This is a genomic window from Streptomyces sp. NPDC059874, assembly GCF_042731135.1.
GTDB lineage: Bacteria > Actinomycetota > Actinomycetes > Streptomycetales > Streptomycetaceae > Streptomyces.
Map to the genome: position 1 here is coordinate 1 of NZ_JBHWJY010000127.1, position 15,965 is coordinate 15,965.

At 72.0% G+C, this 15,965-nt stretch carries 18 protein-coding genes and 1 pseudogene; 10 read left to right on the top strand and 9 right to left on the bottom strand.

The window, feature by feature from the left end; translation table 11 throughout:
- Positions 1-293 (bottom strand): annotated as a pseudogene (locus ACFV9H_RS39170) (hypothetical protein); the annotation flags it as partial.
- Between the two features lie 131 nt (positions 294-424).
- On the opposite strand from ACFV9H_RS39170, the gene ACFV9H_RS39175 reads away from it, so the two are divergent.
- On the top strand, positions 425-1,651 hold the full coding sequence (locus ACFV9H_RS39175; protein WP_385408374.1) for an amidohydrolase family protein: 1,227 nt from the start codon (positions 425-427) through the stop codon (positions 1,649-1,651).
- An 11-nt stretch (positions 1,652-1,662) separates the two neighbouring features.
- Here the strand turns inward: ACFV9H_RS39175 and ACFV9H_RS39180 are convergent, their stop codons facing one another.
- Positions 1,663-2,877, bottom strand: coding sequence for an MFS transporter (locus tag ACFV9H_RS39180; RefSeq protein ID WP_385408376.1), 1,215 nt, complete (start codon positions 2,875-2,877; stop codon positions 1,663-1,665).
- A gap of 154 nt (positions 2,878-3,031) precedes the next feature.
- Here ACFV9H_RS39180 and ACFV9H_RS39185 point away from each other — a divergent pair, with 154 nt between their 5' ends.
- The 3 genes from ACFV9H_RS39185 (at position 3,032) to ACFV9H_RS39195 (ending at position 4,912) form a co-directional block, all read left to right on the top strand.
- Positions 3,032-3,412 (top strand): hypothetical protein, encoded by a 381-nt coding sequence (locus tag ACFV9H_RS39185; protein WP_385408378.1) that lies wholly within the window; start codon positions 3,032-3,034, stop codon positions 3,410-3,412.
- Positions 3,413-3,485: 73 nt separating this feature from the next.
- Complete coding sequence (locus ACFV9H_RS39190; RefSeq protein WP_385408379.1) at positions 3,486-3,989, top strand: GNAT family N-acetyltransferase; 504 nt, start codon at positions 3,486-3,488, stop codon at positions 3,987-3,989.
- Positions 3,990-4,066: 77 nt separating this feature from the next.
- Entirely contained in the window at positions 4,067-4,912 is an 846-nt protein-coding gene (locus tag ACFV9H_RS39195; protein ID WP_385408381.1) for a trypsin-like peptidase domain-containing protein, read from the top strand.
- A 15-nt stretch (positions 4,913-4,927) separates the two neighbouring features.
- On the opposite strand, the gene ACFV9H_RS39200 is transcribed toward ACFV9H_RS39195, so the two are convergent.
- The 5 genes from ACFV9H_RS39200 to ACFV9H_RS39220 all read right to left on the bottom strand — a co-directional run bounded on the left by ACFV9H_RS39200 (position 4,928) and on the right by ACFV9H_RS39220 (position 8,976).
- Positions 4,928-5,368 carry an NUDIX hydrolase gene (locus tag ACFV9H_RS39200; RefSeq protein ID WP_385408383.1) on the bottom strand — a complete coding sequence of 147 codons (441 nt, stop codon included), beginning with the start codon at positions 5,366-5,368 and terminating at the stop codon, positions 4,928-4,930.
- A 107-nt stretch (positions 5,369-5,475) separates the two neighbouring features.
- Positions 5,476-6,690, bottom strand: a complete 1,215-nt coding sequence (locus ACFV9H_RS39205; protein WP_385408385.1) for an ABC transporter permease — start codon at positions 6,688-6,690, stop codon at positions 5,476-5,478.
- Positions 6,687-7,394 carry an ABC transporter ATP-binding protein gene (locus ACFV9H_RS39210; protein WP_385408387.1) on the bottom strand — a complete coding sequence of 236 codons (708 nt, stop codon included), beginning with the start codon at positions 7,392-7,394 and terminating at the stop codon, positions 6,687-6,689. The genes ACFV9H_RS39205 and ACFV9H_RS39210 overlap by 4 nt, the downstream gene beginning before the upstream one ends.
- On the bottom strand, positions 7,391-8,491 hold the full coding sequence (locus ACFV9H_RS39215) for a peptidoglycan-binding protein (RefSeq protein ID WP_385408389.1): 1,101 nt from the start codon (positions 8,489-8,491) through the stop codon (positions 7,391-7,393). Before ACFV9H_RS39215 ends, ACFV9H_RS39210 begins: the two co-directional genes overlap by 4 nt.
- On the bottom strand, positions 8,488-8,976 hold the full coding sequence (locus ACFV9H_RS39220) for a hypothetical protein (RefSeq protein ID WP_385408391.1): 489 nt from the start codon (positions 8,974-8,976) through the stop codon (positions 8,488-8,490). Before ACFV9H_RS39220 ends, ACFV9H_RS39215 begins: the two co-directional genes overlap by 4 nt.
- An 89-nt stretch (positions 8,977-9,065) precedes the next feature.
- Here ACFV9H_RS39220 and ACFV9H_RS39225 point away from each other — a divergent pair, with 89 nt between their 5' ends.
- The 3 genes from ACFV9H_RS39225 to ACFV9H_RS39235 are packed head-to-tail and all read left to right on the top strand — an operon-like array spanning position 9,066 to position 11,788.
- Positions 9,066-9,728, top strand: coding sequence for a response regulator transcription factor (locus ACFV9H_RS39225; RefSeq protein ID WP_385408393.1), 663 nt, complete (start codon positions 9,066-9,068; stop codon positions 9,726-9,728).
- The gene (locus ACFV9H_RS39230) at positions 9,725-10,978 is read left to right on the top strand and encodes a sensor histidine kinase (RefSeq protein WP_385408395.1); all 1,254 of its coding nucleotides are present in this window, start codon (positions 9,725-9,727) and stop codon (positions 10,976-10,978) included. The genes ACFV9H_RS39225 and ACFV9H_RS39230 overlap by 4 nt, the downstream gene beginning before the upstream one ends.
- 15 nt (positions 10,979-10,993) lie before the next feature.
- Positions 10,994-11,788, top strand: coding sequence for a hypothetical protein (locus tag ACFV9H_RS39235; RefSeq protein WP_385408397.1), 795 nt, complete (start codon positions 10,994-10,996; stop codon positions 11,786-11,788).
- Positions 11,789-11,836: 48 nt separating this feature from the next.
- Here the strand turns inward: ACFV9H_RS39235 and ACFV9H_RS39240 are convergent, their stop codons facing one another.
- Both ACFV9H_RS39240 and ACFV9H_RS39245 read right to left on the bottom strand, forming a co-directional pair.
- Positions 11,837-12,205: a hypothetical protein gene (locus tag ACFV9H_RS39240; protein ID WP_385408407.1), complete on the bottom strand. Its 369-nt coding sequence runs from the start codon at positions 12,203-12,205 to the stop codon at positions 11,837-11,839.
- A 5-nt stretch (positions 12,206-12,210) separates the two neighbouring features.
- Positions 12,211-12,468, bottom strand: a complete 258-nt coding sequence (locus ACFV9H_RS39245; RefSeq protein WP_385408399.1) for a hypothetical protein — start codon at positions 12,466-12,468, stop codon at positions 12,211-12,213.
- Between the two features lie 162 nt (positions 12,469-12,630).
- On the opposite strand from ACFV9H_RS39245, the gene ACFV9H_RS39250 reads away from it, so the two are divergent.
- The 3 genes from ACFV9H_RS39250 to ACFV9H_RS39260 all read left to right on the top strand — a co-directional run bounded on the left by ACFV9H_RS39250 (position 12,631) and on the right by ACFV9H_RS39260 (position 15,608).
- Positions 12,631-13,578, top strand: a complete 948-nt coding sequence (locus tag ACFV9H_RS39250; RefSeq protein WP_385408401.1) for an LLM class F420-dependent oxidoreductase — start codon at positions 12,631-12,633, stop codon at positions 13,576-13,578.
- 17 nt (positions 13,579-13,595) lie between these two features.
- Positions 13,596-14,381: an SDR family NAD(P)-dependent oxidoreductase gene (locus ACFV9H_RS39255; protein WP_385408403.1), complete on the top strand. Its 786-nt coding sequence runs from the start codon at positions 13,596-13,598 to the stop codon at positions 14,379-14,381.
- A gap of 105 nt (positions 14,382-14,486) precedes the next feature.
- Entirely contained in the window at positions 14,487-15,608 is a 1,122-nt protein-coding gene (locus ACFV9H_RS39260) for an LLM class flavin-dependent oxidoreductase (protein ID WP_385408405.1), read from the top strand.
- Positions 15,609-15,965 lie beyond the last annotated feature (357 nt).

Genomic DNA, 15,965 nt, shown 5'->3' on the forward strand with positions numbered 1-15,965 from the left:
GGCGTCTCCTCGGGCGCCGAACGTTTCCAGGGGTCGGAGGGCCGGGCGGTGGTTGTGTTCGGCGCCCTGCGGGGACGCCCCGGCACACGCCCGACCCCGTCGGAACCGGCGGCCGGGGTCTCGGGCGTCCCGGCACCGGCGGGGTTGACGCCGGTGCGGGCCGCGGACTTGGCGATGGTGTCGCCGCCTTCCGCTTCACCCGTCCCGGCGAGGGGGCCAGTGGGTGCGGCCTCGGGTGCGGCGGCAGCCGCAAGGGGCTTCCGCGGCTGCGGGATGGCCGGTACGCCGTCCATCTGTCGTCACCCTGCCTTCCGTCGGTGTAATGGTCAGTCTGCCCTGTCTTGCGCGTACACGTCAGCCCGTCCCGGGGCGATCGACCCCCAACTAGCTGACGGTTCGTCAGATCAGCGCTACCGTAGGAGTCATGGAGACCTTCCCGAAGATCATCTCGGTGGACGACCACACGGTTGAGCCCCCCCACGTCTGGCGGGACCGGCTCCCGTCCAAGTACAAGGACATCGGCCCCCGCGTCGTCCGCGCCCCCCTGAAGGAAATGACCTTCCTCGGAGGCAAGTTCGCCCCCGTCATGGGAGCCAAGGGCGACGACGGCCCGATCGGCGACTGGTGGGTGTACGAGGACCTGCACCGGCCGCTCACCCGCCTCGACACGGCCGTCGGGTACGACCGCGACGAGATCAAACTGGAAGTCATCACCTACGAGCAGATGCGCCCCGGGTCCTTTTCGGTTCCCGACCGGCTCGCGGACATGGACGTCAACCACGTCCAGTCGGCGCTCTGCTTCCCGACCTTCCCGCGCTTCTGCGGCCAGACCTTCACCGAAGCCAAGGACCGCGAGCTGGGGCTGCTCGGCGTACGGGCGTACAACGACTGGATGGTGGAGGAGTGGTGCGGCCCCGACGCCCACGGCCGCCTGATCCCCCTCACCCTGATCCCCCTGTGGGACGCCCGCCTCGCCGCCGCCGAGGTCCGCCGCAACGCCGCCCGCGGCGTGCGCGCCGTCGCCTTCTCCGAGATACCCCCGCACCTGGGCCTCCCGTCCATCCACACCGACGAGTGGGACCCCTTCCTGGAGGCGTGCGACGAGACCGGCACGGTCATCGCCATGCACATCGGCTCCTCCTCGCGCATGCCGTCTACCTCCGCGGACGCCCCGCCGGCGGTCGGCTCCACCATCACCTTCGCCAACTGCTGCTTCTCGATGGTCGACTGGCTGATGAGCGGCAAGTTCGAACGCTTCCCGAACCTGAAGATCATGTACGCGGAGGGCCAGATCGGCTGGATCCCGTACATCCTGGAACGCGCGAACGTGGTCTGGGAGGAGAACCGCGGCTGGGGCGGCGTCGCGGACAAGGTCCACCGGCCGCCGTCGGAGCTCTTCGCCGAGCACGTCTTCGGCTGCTTCTTCGACGACGCCTTCGGGCTCAAGAACCTCGACTCCATCGGCGTCGCCAACGTCCTCTACGAGACCGACTACCCCCACTCGGACTCCACCTGGCCGAAGTCCCGCGAGGTCGGCGAGGCGCAGATGGGGCACCTGGCCCCGGACGTGGTGGACCGCATCGTGCGCGGCAACGCGATCGACCTGCTCGGGCTGACGCGGGACGGGCTGTGGGCGGGGTCGGGGGCGTGAAGCGGTAGGCGTCACCGCTGCTCACGCGTGGCCTCCGTGAGCAGCGTGCCCGCCACCACCAGACCCGCCACCGCCACGGCCGCCAGCAGCGCCCGTACGTCCACCAGCGTCACCAGACCCGCGCCCAGCGCCAGGGCCACCGCGTTCGGGACGAACAGCAGGGTGTTGGCCGTGGCGGCGCCGCGGCCCAAGGCGGCGTCCGGGACCTCGCGCTGCACCGCGGTCAGCGCGGCCACCAGCACGCAGGGCAGCCCCATGCCGATCGCCGCGCTGCCCGCCAGGACCACCGCGTCGTACGGCAGTGCCCTGGCCCCGACGCCCAGCGCGAACACGGCCGTCCCCGCGGCCGCGAACACCCGCGCCGGCATCCGCCGCAGCAACGCTCCCGCCGTGAGCCCGATCAGCACGGAACCCGCGCCCTGCACCGCGTACAGCACTCCCACCCAGGCCGGGGCGCGACCCAGCACCCCGTCCGCGACCGCGTAGACCGCGGCGCCGTTCAGCCCGGCCAGGAACATCACCGCCCCGCCCGCGAGCACCAGCGGCCGCACCACGGCGGAGCCCCACAACTGCCGCGCCCCCTCCGCGAACCCGCCCCCGTCCGGGCCCGGCCGCGGCCCGTCCTCCCGTACCCGCAGCCGTACGAAGATCCCCGCGGCCAGCGCGAACGTCAGCGCGTCGAGCAGCGCCACCGACGCCCCGCCGAACCGGGCGAACAGTCCCGCCCCCACCAGCGGCGCGAGCAGCTTCACGCTCTCGCCGGCCGTCAGCCGCAGCCCGTTGAAGTCCCCGAGCAGCCGGGCGTCGACGGCCCGCGCCACCAGCGCCGCCTCCGCCGCCTCGTGGAGGGTGCCGCAGATCCCGTACACCAGCAGCACGGCGAACATCAGCCACACCCGGTCCGCCGAGTCGAGCAGGAGCAGCACCGGCAGCAGCGCCGCCATCAGGAGGTTCACCGCGACGAGCACCGGCCGTCGCGGCATCCGGTCGACGAGCGCCCCCAGCGCCGGCCCCACCAGGATCGGCGCCCACATCGCGAACACGGTGAGCGCCGCGAGCGAGTCCGAGCCGGTCAGCGACTTCACCCAGACCCCGGCGACCAGCCACATCGCGGTCGTCCCGAACCCGGACACCACCACCCCGGACAGATACAGCCCCGCGTTCCGGTCCCGCAGGACCCGTACTGTTCCCGTTCCCGTTCCCGTTCCCGTTCCCCACCTCGTCATGGGGTCAGCGTGGGTCTAAGGAGGGCGCGCCGGGATCGGGCAATCGCCCTACCCGGGGTGGAGTGGGCTCCCACGCGAGGCCGCAGGCCGTATGGGGGGGCTGCTCTGTTCTGATACGGGCTGCGGAGTCGTCTGGGCGGTAGATTCGGGCGTCATGGCGGAACCCATCTATTACGTCGACCGCTCGGACATCCGCGATGGCAAGCTCGCGGAGGCCAAAGAGGGGATGCGCGAGCTGGCCGCGTTCGTGGAAGCGAATGAGCCGCAGCTGATCGCGTACCACTTCTTCCTCGACGAGTCCGACGCCGTGATGACCGTCGTGGCCGTCCATCCGGACTCGGCGTCGATGCGGCTCCACATGGAGCTCGGCGGGCCGAAGTTCCGGGCGATGGGCGCCTTCGTCCGCCTGAGGTCGATCGACGTGTACGGCCGCCCGAGCGAGGCGGTCGTGGACCAGCTCCGGCAGAAGGCCGAGTACCTCGGCGGCGGTACCGTCACCCTCCACACCCACCAGGCGGGCTTCGCCCGGCGTTGAACGACGTCCGCGCCGCGGGGATAGGTGTCCCAGTACGACTGCCCGCACAGGCCAATCCATTTAGTGTCGGGCCATGCCCCGACTCCAGCGCCTGCGTCCCGACCACGCCCCGGCCCTCCTCGAGTTCGAGCGGAAGAACCGGGCCTACTTCGCCGCGTCGGTCCCGGACCGCGGCGACCTCTACTTCGCGCACTTCGACGAGCGGCACCGCGCGCTGCTGGCCGAGCAGTCCGAGGGGACGTGCATCTTCCACCTGCTGGTGGGTGACGACGGCGCGGTGGAGGGGCGGGTCAACCTCGTCGACGTGGCGGACGGCTCGGCCGAGCTCGGCTACCGGATCGCCGAGAAGGCCGCCGGGCGGGGACTGGCGACGGCCGCCGTGCGGGAGGTGTGCGACCTGGCCGCCACGGAGTACGGACTGACCGAGCTGCGGGCCGTGACGACCCTCGACAACGCGGGCTCGCGCGCCGTGTTGGCCCGTACGGGCTTCGTACCGGACGGGGAGGTCGAGCTGGACGGGCGGCCGGGCCTTCGTTTCGTACGAAAGGTTCGTGGCGCGGTGACGACGGCTTCCTGAACCGGTGGCTCCCCTTGCACCTGCGGCTGTCCGCGGGGCATGCTTCGCCGGGGCAAAGCGGAAGGATCATCATGCCGGTGGACAGGCGGAACGTGGTGACGGTGGTGCTGTGCGCCGTGGCGGCGCTGGGCGCGTCCGCGGCGGTGGCGGAGCTGGTGCCGCCGCCCGAGGGGGCTCCGGCCGTGCGGGCGAAGGCCGCGCCGACCGCTTCACCGACCGCTTCGCCGACCGCTCCGTCGCGTTCGCAAGCTTCGCCCAAGCCTCAGCTCACTGCCCCGCTGCCCGCGCCGGTGACCCCGAAGCCCGGCGGCCCGGCCGCCTTCACCGGGGCCCTGTTCACGGGCGGCCTGGACGGGGACCACTTCTGCACCGCGACCGTCGTGCGCAGCCCGGGCAAGAACCTGATCATCACCGCCGGGCACTGCCTGTTGGCCGGCGACCAGACGGGCGAAGGCGGAGCCGTCTTCGCACCCGCTTACGCCAACGGGTTTGCTCCGTACGGCACTTGGAAGATCCAGCAGGTCTTCGAAGACGACCGCTGGGCCGACGGCACGGACGACGACTACGACCTCGCCTTCGCCCGCCTCGCCCCCGACGACAAGGGGCGCAACATCGAGGACGTGACCGGCGCCGCCGCCCTCGACACCAGCGGGCGCACCGCCGAGGAGGTGACCGTCACCGGTTATCCCGCCGACCGCAAGGTTCCCCGTACCTGCACGGCGGTCGCGGTCAAACTGAGCGAGACCGAACAGCGCTTCGACTGCGCCGACTTCCCCGGCGGCACCAGCGGCAGCGCGTGGATCGCCGGCGACGGGAAGATCGTCGGCATCCTCACGGGCGGCGACACCGACGACGTGTCGACCAGCACCGTCCTCGGGGAGTACGCCGCCTCGCTGTACGCCAAGGCCACCGGGAAGAGCTGACGACGGGCCACAGCACTAGCTCAGCAGCCCCAAGTGGACCGGCTCCGCCGGGGTGTCGGCCAGGAGTTCCGCGAGGCGGGGCGGCCACAGGGGTTCGCCGAGGGTGGCCAGGCGCTCCTGGGGGAGCCACTGCCAGTGGATGTCGGGTGCCTCCAGGACCGGTTCGCGGTGCGGGCCGCTCGTGACGTAGATGTGCTCGTGCTGGCGGACCGGGACGCCCTGGTGCGTGAAGTCGTGCTCCCAGGTGCACAGCAGCCGCTCGGGCTCCAGGTCGGTCCAGCCGGTCTCCTCGCGCAGTTCCGGCCGTACGCAGTCCTCGGGAGTCTCGCCGGGATCGATGCCGCCGCCCGGGGGCAGCCAGTGGATGCCCACCTCCACGTTGTCCTCGCGGAAGAGGAACACCGATCCGGTGGGGGAGACGATGACAACGCGCGCCGCGTGACGTGGAGTTCGCATCGAGTCAGCGTACGCCGGTGGGTGGAGGCGGTGCATGGGGTTTACGCCCGGTTTTTCCGCCCGCTGAACCGCCCCACCGCCCCGCCCCCACCCCGCCTCCCGCGCGCCTATGCCGCCGCCAGCGCCAGCGTCGGCGAGAGCCGGGCCGCGCGCACCGCCGGGTAGAGGCCGGCCAGCGTGCCGATCGCGAGGGTGGCCGCGAAGCCGCCGGTCACCGCCCACAACGGGACCACCCAGGGGAGGTCTCCGGCCTGCGCGTAGACCCCCGTGGCCGCGCCGCCCAGGGCGATGCCCGCCAGCCCGCCGAGTCCGGACAGGAGGAGGGATTCGGTGACGAACTGGATCCGGATCTGGCCCTTGGTGCCGCCCAGGGAGCGGCGCAGGCCGATCTCGTGGCGCCGCTCCAGCACCGAGATGATCATCGTGTTGGCGACGCCGACCCCGCCCACCAGCAGGGCGATCCCGCCCAGGCCCAGCAGCAGCGTGCTGAAGGCGCCCTCCGTGGCCGCCTTCGCCTGGAGCGCCGCCGAGGGGTCGGTGACCGAGACCGCGCTCGGGGTCTCGGGGTTGGCCGTCGGGGCGATCAGCTTCCTGACCTCCGCCACCCGGTCGTCCGCCGAGCGCTCGTACACCGCCGTCGGGTGTCCGTCGAAGCCGAGCAGCTGCTCGGCGACGTCCCAGCCGATCAGCGCCGACCGTTCGATCTCCGGGGCCAGCGGGATCGGCTCCAGGATGCCGATCACCGTGAAGTACCGGCCGCCGATGAACACCTGCCGGCCCGGCTCGGTGATGCCGAGGCGGCGCGCGGCCACGTCGCCGAGCACCACCGCCGGGTACCGGCCGGTGGCCTGGCTGAGCCAGCTGCCGCTGCCCGTCTTCGCACGCAGGGTGGCCGGCAGGTCGTCCTTGGCGGCCTTCAGCGCGATCCCGCCGGTCTCCTCCTTCGGGATGTTCTCCGAGCGCCGTACGGACTCGGCCACGTCACCGGTGGTACCGACCGACTCGACGCCTTCGATGCGGGAGATCATGCCGGGGGAGTCCTTGGGCAGCTTGGTGTCCTGCCCGGTGAACATCCCCTTGCCCGGCGTCACGACCAGCATGTTGGTGCCGAGCGCGTCGAGCTCGCGCAGCAGCTTGGCCTGGCTGGAGGAGGAGATGCCGACCACCGCGATCATCGTCGCGATGCCGATGGCGATGCCGAGCGCGGACAGGAACACCCGCATCGGGCGGGAGCGCAGGCCCGCCGATCCGACGTGCAGGACGTCCCGCGGGGACAGCCTCGGCGGAACCAGCTTCCGCGCACGGGTACGCGTACCGCTCATGACCGCACCCCCGCCGTGTTCCGTACGTCCGCCACGATCTCCCCGTCCCGGATCCGCACCTGCCGCGGCAGGCTCGCCGCGATCTCGTTGTCGTGGGTGATCACGGCGATGGTGGCCCCGTCCCCGCCCGCGTTCAGCTCGTGCAGCAGCTCCATCACCGACTCCCCGGAGGCCGTGTCCAGCGCGCCCGTCGGTTCGTCGGCCAGCAGCAGGTCCGGCTCGCCCGCCACCGCCCGGGCGATGGCGACGCGCTGCTTCTGCCCGCCGGACAGCTCGTGCGGCCGGTGGTCCATCCGGTCGCCGAGGCCTACGCGTTCCAGGGCGCGGGCCGCCCGGCGGCCGCGCTCGGCGCGCGAGAGCCCGGAGTACAGCAGTCCCTCGGCCACGTTCGCCAGGGCGCTGATGCCCGGCACCAGGTGGAAGGACTGGAACACGAAGCCGACGTGCCGGGAGCGCAGCGCCGACAGCGCACGGTCCGACAGGGCCGCGACGTCGTGGCCGGCGATGCGCACACCGCCCGCCGTCGGGCGGTCCAGGGTGCCGACGATGTGCAGCAGGGTGGACTTGCCCGAGCCGGACGGGCCGACGATGGCGAGCAGTTCACCGCCGCGGACGGTCAGGTCGACCCCGCGCAGGGCGGCGACCCCGCCCGGGTACTCCTTGGTGACCCCGGCCAGTTCCACCACGATGGGTGTGTTCGTCATAGTTTGGGGATCCCCACCTGCATGCCCTCTTGGAGGGCGCCGCCGGTCACCTCGACCCGGCCGCCGCCGAACATGCCCAGTTCGACCTTCACGTCGCGGGCCCTGCCGTCCTCCACGACCTGGACGCCGAAGCCTCCGCCCGCGAGCGCGAGCAGCGCGCCCACCGGTACGGACAGCACGCCCTTGCGGGTCTCGCCGGTCAGGCCGACGCTCACCGGGGACCGGTCCGGGGCGTTGATCTCGGCGGGCTTGTCGAAGGTGACGGACACCTCGACCTTGGCCTTCTTGTCCCCGCCGCCCGGCCCGCCGCCACCACCTTCGTTCCCGTCGCCCGAACCGGCCGTGCCGCCCACCGAGTCGACCTTCCCGGTGGCGGTGGCCCCGCCCGGCAGCCGTACGGTGACCGGTTCGCCGACCTTCGCCGCGGCCGCCTTCGCCGTCTCCAGCTGCAAGCGGACGATCCGCTCCGTGCCGGTCACCGTGAGCACCGGCTTGCCCGGGCCGGGCTCGTCACCGACCGCCGCGTCGTTCTTGCGCACCCGCTGCGGGCCCGAGGCGAAGGCGACGTCCTCCTTGCCGACCTCGCCCGTCTCCGCCGTCTTGTGCGCCTTCTGCCACCGTTTGACCGCCGTCGCCGTGCCCGCCGTGAACGTCGGGTCCTCCGGGTCGAGCCCGGTCCCGTACCCCAGCGCCCGGAGGTTGCGCTTCAGCTGCTTGACGTCCTCGCCCTTGTCGCCCGTCTTCAGCGGCCGGTACATCGGCACGGCCCCGTACATCAGCCGCACCGCCCGCCCGTTGACCTCGTAGAGCTTCCCGTCCCGCTCGACCGCCGAGCCCTCGCCCGCGGCCCACGTCAGCACGCCCGGCCCGCCCGCGTTCAGCTTGCGCTCCTGCGCGTAGCCGAGGGTGCCCTCCACCTGGAGGCCCGAACTGAGGTCGCCGCGCTGCACCGGCGCCGTGGCCGGCGGCAGCCCGTCCGCACGCCGCTCCCGCCCGGAGTCGTCCCGCTGCGGCTGCGCGATGACGGCGTAACCGCCGCCCGAGACGGCCAATACGACGGCCAGCGCGCCCAGCAGCCATTTCGAGCGGGAGCTCATCGGGCCCCTTCGCACTTCTTCTGGGCGTCCTCGAAGGCCTTCTCCTGGCCCTGGGGTATCTCGATGCCGGTCCGCGCGCCCCCGTTGTACTCAGGGTCCTTCAGGGCGACCCCGTTCTCGCGCATGCAGCGGATCCACTTCAGCTCCTTGTCCTTCTCCTCCTGCGTGGGCTCCTTGCCCGAGCCGGGGCCGCCCATCCCGCACGCCTTCATGGCCTCCTGCATCTTCTGCGGGTCGGCGCCCCCGCCCACCGTCATCGCGCGCGGGTCCTGGCCGGGCGCCGGGTCGGGGGCGTCGATGCCGTGCTCGCGCAGACACTGGCGCATCTTCACGGCGTTGTCGGCCTCGGCGCCGGCGCCGGAGTTCGAGCCCGAGTTCGTGCCGGAGTCCTTCTTCCCGCCCGAGCCGTCGTTCGCGCAGGCGGTGGCGAACAGGGTCAGCCCGGTGACGACCGCGGCCGTGGTCATGATCAGGGATCGCTTCATGGTCCCGAGCCTGCGCGGAAAGGGGGTTTCGCTTCCCTCTCGCACCCCCCTTACAACGGCGAAATGTCGATCTCCGGTAAAGAGGACGCATGCGCGTACTGGTGGTGGAGGACGAGGAATTCCTCCGGGAGATGATCGCCGAGGGCCTGCGCCGCGACGCCCTGGCCGTCGACGAGGCGGGCGACGGCCTGGAGGCCCTGCGCCGCCTGCGACTGGACGCGTACGACGTCCTCGTCCTCGACCGCGACCTGCCCGGCCTGCACGGCGACGAGGTCTGCCGCCAGGTGGTGCGCGAGCGGCTGCCGACCCGCGTCCTGATGCTGACCGCGTCCGGGACCGTGCGCGACCGGGTCGAGGGACTCGGTCTCGGCGCCGACGACTACCTCACCAAGCCCTTCGCCTACGACGAACTCCTCGCCCGCGTCCTGGCGCTGGGCCGGCGCGCCCGCCCCGCCCTGCCGCCCGTGCTGGAGCGCGCCGGCATCGCCGTCGACACCGCCCGCCGCACCGCCACCCGCGACGGGCACCGGCTCGCGCTGTCCCGCAAGGAGTTCGCCGTGCTGGAGACGCTGCTGCGCGCCGAGGGGGCCGTGGTCAGCAGCGACGACCTGATCGAGCAGGTGTGGGAGCAGGACACCAGCTACTCCACCAACGCCGTCCGCGTCACCCTCAGCAAGCTCCGCGCCAAGCTGGGCGTGCCGCCGCTGATCGAGACCGTGCCGGGCGCGGGCTACCGGATCTCCGACCGGTGAAGGCCCTGCTCCCGCGCACCGAACGCGGCCGCCTCACCGCCCTCTACGGTTCCCTGCTGCTCCTCGCCGGCGGCGGCCTGGTGGCGCTCGTCTACGTCCTCGTCGGCCAGGGCCTGTACGCGAGCGTCAGCGGGGTCGTCCGTACGGTCAGCCCGGCCTACCGGCTGCCCGTACCGGGCGAGACCGCCGACCTGGGCCGCAAGCCCGAACCCGCCCGGACCATGGCCCCGGGCGAGAGCCCCACCCCCGAGGAGCTCAAGGGCTACGCGTTCACCCAGGACCTCTCGGGCGCCGTCACCGACGCCACCCGGCACCGGCTGCTGATGTACTCGCTCCTCGCACTGGCCGTCTTCGCCGTGCTGTCGATCTGGCTCGCCTGGTGGATGGCCGGCCGGGTGCTGCGCCCCGTCGGAGTCATCACCGAGACCGCGCGCCGCCTTTCCGGGGAGAACCTGGACCAGCGGATCTCCCTCGACGCCCCGCCCGGCGAGCTCAAGGAGCTGGCCGACACCTTCGACGCGATGCTCGGGCGGATGGAGCATCTGGTCTCCGCCCAGCGGCGGTTCGCGGCGAACGCGGCGCACGAGCTGCGCACCCCGCTGGCCGTGCAGCGGGCCGCGGCCGAGATCGGGCTGGCCGGGGAGCCGTCGCCGCAGAAGGTGGCCCGGATCCGGGAGCGGTTGATCGGCGTCGCGGAGTCCAGTGAGCACCTCGTCGAATCCCTGCTGCTGCTCGCGGTGTCGCAGGAGGGCCTGGAGCCCGGGGCCACCGGGCCGGTCGACCTGGCGGCGCTGGCCGCGGCGGAGCTCGCGGCCGACCCGCCGCACGCGCTGACCGTCGTACGGACCCTCGCCCCGCTGACGGTGACGGGGGACCGGGCGCTCCTCGGGCACCTGGTCCGGAACCTGTTGACCAATGCAGTACGTCACAACCGCGAGGGCGGCAGGATCGTCGTCGAGACCTCCGCCGACGGGGAGCTGGCGGTGTCCAACACCGGCCCGGTGATCGATCCGGCGGACGTTCCGAGGCTCCTGGAGCCGTTCCGGCGGCGTGCCGAACGGCAGCACACCGCAGGTGAGGGCGCCGGATTGGGGCTCTCGATCGTCGCGGCGATCGCGCGGGCGCACGGGGCGTCGCTCGTCGCCGAGGCCAACGCGGAGCCGGAGGGCGGGCTGAAGGTCCGGGTCCGCTTCCCGCTGCCGGAGGGGCAGTGCACCGTCACCGGTGCACCGGGTTCGAAGATCGGCTGATGTACGGTCGGTTCAATGAGCAAGCACCGCCGCGCCCGCTCCCGCACGCCCCGCCCGACGCGCCGTGTGGCGCTGACGGCTGCCTTCGGCCTGCTGACCTTCGGGGCGGGCTGGGTGTACACCGTCGCAGACCCGGAGAAGTCGCAGCCCGCGCCGCAGGCCCGGGCGGACTCCCGCCCGCCGGGCGAGGACCGCGCGGCGCGCGACGCCCACCGGGAATCCCTCCAGGGCCTGACCGGCATCAGCGAGCAGACCCGGGCCAAGATCCCCGCCGAGTCCCGCCAGCTCATCCTGGTCACCGGCAAGGCCAAGGACTCCTCGGAGTCCACCGCCACCCTGTACACCCGGACCGCGGCCGGCGCCGACTGGGTGCGGGCCGAGAGCTGGCCGGCGCGCAACGGTGCCAAGGGCTGGTCCACGGAGCGCACCTACGGTGACCTGACCTCCCCGCAGGGCGTCTTCGCGCTGACCGACGCGGGCGGCCTGCTGCCGAAGCCGCCGGGCACGAGGCTCCCGTACGACAAGGACAGCGCGTTCGTGGCGACGGGCCGCGGGGTGAACGGGGAGTCCCTGGCGGGCTCCTTCGACTACGTCGTCGCGATCGACTTCAACCGCAAGCCCGGCACGTCCCCGCTGGACCCCACCAAGCCGGAGGGCGAGCGCAAGGGCGGCAACATCTGGCTCCACGTGGACCACGACGGCCCCTCGCAGGGCTGCGTCGGCATCCCGAAGGAGGCCATGAAGAAGGTCCTGGAGACCCTCGACCCGACGGCGAAGCCGATCATCGTGATGGGCCCGGAAGGGTTCTGATCCTGGCGGGCTGTTCCTGGTGCCCGGCTGTCTACCGAGCAGCCAGGGTCATGGATTGAGATCCAGGATCCGAACCGGCTCGCCTTCCCACCGCTTGGGGAACGTGGTGGCGACGACCGCTCCGTCCGGGCGGTCGGGTGTGGGCTGGGCTGCGTACTGGCTGTGGGCGGCGGCCCAGGTCTCCTGGCGTGCGACAGCCAGGGCGGCGGGCAGGTCCAGGTCGAGGATGGTGATGCCGGGCAGTGAGGCGAGGTGCTCCGCCGTACCGGGCCGGGTCCGGTCGGCCTCGACGAGCGCGCATGAGGGGGCGTACAGGAACCAGTCGGCCTCGGCGTGCGCGCGGTGGATGAGGCGGGAGGCCAGAACGTTCCCCTGGCCTGCGGCCACCATTGCCGTCTCGTCCAGCACGATGTGCATCTCCGTCACAGGTCCCCCGCCTCGGCCAGACGTCGGTCCAGCTCGCGGTCCAGGTCCCGCTGCTCCGCGGCCGTCGGCGCGTAACCGTTCCATTCGTACAGTGCGACGCGGGCGCGTTCGGCGCGTTCGGCGCGTTCGGCCGGAGTGAGCAGCGTCTCGGCGAGGCGGGCCAGGTAGGCGCGCAGCGACAAGCCTTCGGCGGCCGCTATGGCGGCGAGTCTGTCTTTGGCTTCCTCAGGGATACGGATATTGGCGTCGGGCATCGGCGTGCTCCTTTCCATTCCCCAAGGGTACGGGTACGCACCCGTACCCGCCAAGCGTCACGCGAGATCCGGGTCGAACCTCTTGCCTGACGGACCGTCAGCTACGACGATGGCCCGGCACCGATATGACGAATCGGCAGACGAAGGCGAGGCGGGCCCGGCATGGCGCGCGTATTTCCGGAAGGTCGGCTGGTCTACGGGATGCAGCTCCCGATCCAGTCGCAGAGCACCATCTACGCCGAGCCCTGGGAGGCGACGGCCGGCGCCGCCGATCTCGCCGAGGTGGCCCGCGCCGCCGACCGGGCGGGCTTCGGGTACCTGGCGACCTGCGATCACGTGGCCATCCCCCGGCGGCTCGCCGGCCCCATGAGCACCGTCTGGTACGACCCGGTGGCCACCCTGTCCTTCCTCGCGGGCGTCACCGAGCACGTCCGGCTGCTCAGCCACGTCGCGATCCTCGGCCTGCGCCACCCGCTGATCAGCGCCAAGCAGTACGCCACCCTCGACCACCTCTCGGGCGGTCGGCTGATCCTCGGCGTCGGCGCCGGGCACGTCCAGGAGGAGTTCGAGGTCCTCGGGGTGGACTTCGCCCGCCGTGGCGCCGTCCTCGACGAGACCCTCGACGCACTGCGGGCGGCGCTGGGCCCGGAGGAGTACCCGGAGTTCGAGGGTGAGCGGTTCTCCTTCAAGGACCTCGGCCAGCTGCCCCGCCCCGCCCAGGAGCGGATCCCCGTCTGGGTCGGCGGTTCCTCGCCCGCCGCCGTGCGCCGCGCGGCGATCCGCGGCGACGGCTGGCTCCCGCAGGGCGATCCGCGCGAGAAGCTGCCCGCGCAGATCGCCCGCATCAAGGAGCTCCGCGAGGAGGCCGGAGTCGCCGACCCCATCGAGTTCGGGGCGATCACCGAGACCCTGTACGTCGGCGAGCCCGGCTGGGACACCGGCCGCCGCACCCTGACCGGCAAGGCGGAGGCGCTCGCCGAGTCCCTGCGGGAGTACAAGGCCCTCGGCGTGGACCAGATCCAGGTCCGCTTCCGCAGCCGCGACCGGGCCGAACTCGTCGACCAGATCACCGCTTTCGGCGCCGACGTCGCGCCGCACCTCAACGACTAGACGACTGGGAGTACGGCATGGGCAAGCTGGACGGGCGCGTCGTGATCATCACCGGCGCGGCGCGCGGCCAGGGTGAGCAGGAGGCCCGCCTCTTCGCCGCCGAGGGAGCCAAGGTGCTGCTCGGCGACGTACTGGACGAGCAGGGCACGGCCGTGGCCAAGGACATCGGCGAGGACCGGGCCCGCTACGTCCACCTCGACGTGAGCCGCGAGGACGACTGGGCGGCCGCGACGGCCGCCGCGAAGGAAGCGTTCGGCCCGATCAACGGCCTGGTCAACAACGCGGGCATCCTGCGCTTCAACGAGCTGACCGCGACCCCGCTGGAGGAGTTCCAGCAGGTCGTCCAGGTCAACCAGGTGGGAGCCTTCCTCGGCATCAAGTCGGTGGCCCCCGAGATCGAGGCGGCCGGCGGCGGCACGATTGTCAACACCTCCTCGTACACCGGCCTGACGGGCATGGCGTACGTCGGCACGTACGCGGCGACCAAGGCGGCCATCCTCGGCCTGACCCGGGTGGCCGCGCTGGAGCTGGCGGGCAAGGGGATCCGGGTCAACGCGATGTGCCCGGGCGCCGTGGACACCCCGATGGCCAACCCGGGGCTGCTGGACCCGGACAACATGACCGACGAGGCCAAGGACGCGATGGCGGAGCTGTACAAGCGCGTCGTGCCGATGGGGCGGGTCGGGCAGCCGGAGGAGATCGCCAAGCTGGCGCTCTTCCTGACCGGCGACGACTCCTCGTACATCACCGGCCAGCCGTTCGTCATCGACGGCGGCTGGATGGCGGGCGTCAGCATCCTCTAGCTCCATCTGATGGAGCGTCAGGTATTGACGCTCCCGCCCCCGCGATGGAACAGTCGAGACATCAAATCTGACGCAACGTCAGAAACCAAAGGACGGTGAACCCCCTTGGAATTCGGGCTCTTCGTGCAGGGATACGTGCCTGAGGCGCGGTCCAAGGTCGACCCCCAGGCCGAGCACAAGGCGCTGTTGGAGGAGACCGAGTACGTCATCCAGGCCGACAAGTCCGGCTTCAAGTACGCCTGGGCCTCCGAGCACCACTTCCTGGAGGAGTACTCGCACCTGTCGGCGAACGAGGTCTTCCTCGGCTACCTCGCGGCCGCCACCGAGCGCATCCACCTCGGCTCCGGCATCTTCAACCCGCTCGCCCCGGTCAACCACCCGGTCAAGGTGGCCGAAAAGGTCACCATGCTCGACCACCTCTCCAAGGGCCGCTTCGAATTCGGCACCGGCCGCGGCGCGGGCAGCCACGAGATCCTCGGCTTCCTCCCGGGCATCGAGGACATGAACGGCACCAAGGAGATCTGGGAAGAGACCATCGCGGAGTTCCCCAAGATGTTCCTCCAGGAGGAATACGAGGGGTTCCAGGGCAAGCACTGGTCGCTCCCGCCGCGGAAGATCTTCCCCAAGCCCTTCGGGAAGGCGCACCCGGCCATGTGGTACGCGGCCGGCTCCCCGTCCTCCTACGCCATGGCGGCGAAGAAGGGCCTCGGCGTGCTGGGCTTCAGCGTGCAGAAGGTCTCCGACATGGAGTGGGTCCTCGACCAGTACAAGACGGCCATCCAGGAGGCGAAGGCCATCGGCGCCTTCGTCAACGACAACGTCATGGTCACCTCGACCGCGATCTGCGCCGAGACCCACGACAAGGCCGTCGAGATCGCCGTCAACGCCAACATGAACCGCTTCCAGTCGCTGGTCTTCCGCTACCACGACACCTTCCCGCGGCCGGAGGCGATCCCGCAGTGGCCCGAGACCCTGCCGGAGTACAACGCGGAGATCATCGAGCTCCTGATCGCCGAGGAACTGCTGATCTGCGGTGACCCGTCCGAGGTCCGGGCGCAGTGCAAGCGCTGGGAGCAGGCCGGTGCGGACCAGCTGTCCTTTGGTCTGCCGACCGGTGTCTCGTACGAGGACACGATGACCACCATCAAGCTGATCGGCGAGCACGTGATCCCGCACATCGACACGGACCCGGTCCACCGGACCACGCGCTTCCGGGACGCGGCGTAGCCCTGCGTAGCCCTGCGGGCCCCTGCGGGGCTCGGGCGGGGGTGCCGGGGCCGCCTGCTTGGCCCCGGGCCCGCGCACCCAGTACGGGGGCGGCGTCTTCCCGGACCGCCGTCCCGAACCATGCCCCGGCCGGGCGGCCACCGGCCGGGGCACGGGGTTGCACGTCGGGTGCGGCCCGGCTCGTGGGGCTCCGCCCCACACCCCGCGCCTCAATCGCCGGCGGGGCTGGGGGTGGTTCCCCCGGGCAGGGTCTTGATTGTCCGGGTTGGTCCGCGGTGTCCCTCCGGGGCGTCTCCTCGTCCTCGCGCACTGAGGGTCATCCGGGCTGCTGAGCCATGGTTGCGCGCTCGTCCTGCG